Annotated in this window: 3 protein-coding genes and 1 pseudogene; 3 read left to right on the top strand and 1 reads right to left on the bottom strand. The window is 64.4% G+C overall.

Features of this window, described 5'->3' with window-relative positions; translation table 11 throughout:
* The first annotated feature begins 204 nt into the window (after positions 1–204).
* Complete coding sequence (locus AB0M87_RS33255; RefSeq protein WP_365859626.1) at positions 205–552, top strand: hypothetical protein; 348 nt, start codon at positions 205–207, stop codon at positions 550–552.
* Positions 553–608: 56 nt separating this feature from the next.
* The gene (locus tag AB0M87_RS33260) at positions 609–839 is read left to right on the top strand and encodes a hypothetical protein (protein ID WP_365859628.1); all 231 of its coding nucleotides are present in this window, start codon (positions 609–611) and stop codon (positions 837–839) included.
* 165 nt (positions 840–1,004) lie between these two features.
* On the opposite strand, the gene AB0M87_RS33265 is transcribed toward AB0M87_RS33260, so the two are convergent.
* A complete protein-coding gene (locus AB0M87_RS33265) occupies positions 1,005–2,078 on the bottom strand; it encodes a DUF5937 family protein (protein ID WP_365859630.1) in 1,074 nt (357 codons plus the stop codon).
* 308 nt (positions 2,079–2,386) lie between these two features.
* Between AB0M87_RS33265 and AB0M87_RS33270 the strand changes: the two are divergent.
* A pseudogene (locus AB0M87_RS33270) lies at positions 2,387–2,631 on the top strand (hypothetical protein); the annotation flags it as partial.

Genomic DNA, 2,631 nt, shown 5'->3' on the forward strand with positions numbered 1-2,631 from the left:
TGCCGAGCGAGTCAGGAAGTCCGCCCACTCCTGGAAGCACACGGCCACCGCATCAATGCCTCCACCGCCCGCTTCCGCACACCAGCCGACATCACCACGTTCCTCGCTTCAGCCCCCACCTAAACCAAGATCAAGAAGACGGGTTAATGATCTGCACGCCCTAAGTCGACGGAGCCGGTCATCGACGCTCTGCGGATCCAGGCTGTGCCGGTTGAAGAGCTGGACCTGTACGCCAGGACCGTGGCGGAGGGCTTCGAAGCGTCGCACAAGATGTTCCAGGTACTCGCTGTTCCTTCCATGGCGAAGGTCGACGGGATCACGTTCACGCCATCAGACCCTCGCACACCCAACAACATGACAACGCCCTGCCGTGTCATAGGGTGGGATAAGCGGAAGGACCGATACGTGACCCCCACCGAACCGATCTATAATCAGCTTGTCAGAGAACGCGGCGACGTCGTCGCCGACGCACGCCGGTCCGCTGAAACAGCCTGGCGCGAGGTCCTGCAGGCTATCGACCGCTTCCGCGGTGATCCATACCTACACCAGTGACGTCGACGTCGAGCAGCGCGACCACGGGCACTTGATGATGGCGGGGGGCCTTGCTGATGCGCAGCGGCATCCCGCTGACACAGCGCCTGGTCGACGAAATGGCCGGGCGAGCAGCTGGGCCAGATCGCTCTGGAACTCGCCCCGCCTTCCTGTCTGAGCAGGAAGCCATCGACACAGCCCTCGGCCGGTACGCGGACGATGCCGGTTGCGACCTGGACACCATCCTCGCCGCACGCCGCTACACCCTCACCAGCGACCCCCGCGCCCTCGAAGACACCTGGCTCTGACCAAGCCCACCGCAGCGTGCTACGCCACCACCGGGGTGAATCCGGTGGCAAATCCCGTGACCTGCAGCGGGCCGAACATGTTGCCCCGGGGTGACGCGTACCCGCTGTGAACAGCCACGGGAGACGCATCGTGCGGGGCTAATAATGGGGTGTCGCGCAGCCGCGTTAACGCAGCACGCCCTCCCGAAAATCGCTGCCGAGTCTCGACACGACGGAGAGGTCGAGCTCATGCAGGGCGTAGCGGCCGCGGCGGCGGGTGGTGAGAATGCGTGCCTTCTTGAGCACTGCGAGATGGCGGGAGACTTCCGGGGGCGTCAGATCGACGATGGAGGCCAGTTCGCCGGTGGTGTGTGGGCCGCGGGCGAGCGTACGGCACATGCGCATACGGGTGGGGTGGGCCAGCGCCTCAAGACGTCGCTGCGTCATGTCCAGGGACGTGGGCTGCGTGAGGCCGGGAGCCGTGGCGGGGTACTGAAGCGCCGGTCGCCCGTCGAGGGCGTGCGAGACGATGAGATGTGGCCGGCCGAAGTGGGTGGGCACGAACATAAGGCCGTGCTCAACACCTGTTACGACGCCATCCCGCAGTTTGTCCACAACAATCCGGGTACCTTCGGCGTTCAGACTCAGGGCCGGGGAGATCGCGCTGATCACCTCGGCGAGCCCGACGTGGCGGCATAGGTCTTCCTTGTGTCGCACGTCGGCAGCCAGATGCGGCTTCAACCGCAGCCATGTCTCGCCGAAGAACACCGCCTCGCAGTCCTCGAACAGTCTGCGCAGCCAGACGCGCACGCCCTCCGGATCGCTCAGCAGTCTGTCGGCGAAGGCTGCCTGCCGGGGGCCACGGGCGGCGGCTAGCTCCTGAACTCGTTTACGCTCCGCGACGTCGGTCAGCGGTGAGGTGAGGCTGCGGCCATAACGGGCCGCGCAGGCGATCTCCAGGGCCGCGCTGACGAAAGCCTCATCGTCCAGCTGGTCCAGCTCTTCGCAGAGCGTCGCCCTGGGTTGCTCGGGCATCAGGATGTCCGAGCGGGTGGAACGCCAGAGAAAGTCAGCCTCGTACAACCGGTCAGCGAGATCGGGCAGCAGCTGTGCGGCGGTGGCTGTCACCCAGTCGTGCAGGCCTGGATGGTGGCCTGGTTCGGACAGGACGTGCAGCATCTGGCCCAGCTCGGCAAGCGGAGAGGGTGTAAAAACGATGCCGTCACCAGGCATTTTGGTGATTGCGATGGTCAGACTCACCACCCCATCATTCATGACGGGACCGCGGCGGCAGTCGTCCATTGACCGGGATCGTCAAGTGGGATGCGGACCTGAACGGCCAGGCATGACGCTCTCCGTCATGGATCAGCGTCAGCAACACATCCCTGTTGTCCATCAGGCCGATCGAGGGGGCGAGCGCTACCCCGTACGGCTGTACACGGCGGTAGCCGGGAGGTCCTTGAGTCGACTGCGCAGGGCACTGCTCACCACCATCGCCCTGCGCCCCAACATAGCCACACTCGAGATCGAAAAATTGTGCACTCCGGTCGAGGAGCCACGGAACGAGCATGGCTGAGGCTGCGACATCCACCCATCAGCAGGTGGGAAGCCAACAGACAGCGACGCCGAAGGTCCGCAGTTGGGCACGGCGGACCATGACACTGTCGTGCCTTGCGGTGTTCATGACGCAGATGGTCACAACCATCTATCTGCCGTCCCTGAGCTTGCTCCGTTTTGACGGACATTCGAGATCAGGGGTTCAGCCCCGGGAGGATGTTCATCATGGAGAGCATGGGGAAGAAGAAGCCTCGCC

Source organism: Streptomyces sp. NPDC051320 (genome assembly GCF_040682175.1).
Lineage (GTDB): Bacteria > Actinomycetota > Actinomycetes > Streptomycetales > Streptomycetaceae > Streptomyces.

What these genes read in the sequence shown, in the direction of transcription:
- AB0M87_RS33260 (WP_365859628.1), top strand. Translation starts at nt 609, where the DNA reads ATGCGCAGCGGCATCCCGCTGACACAGCGCCTGGTCGACGAAATGGCC.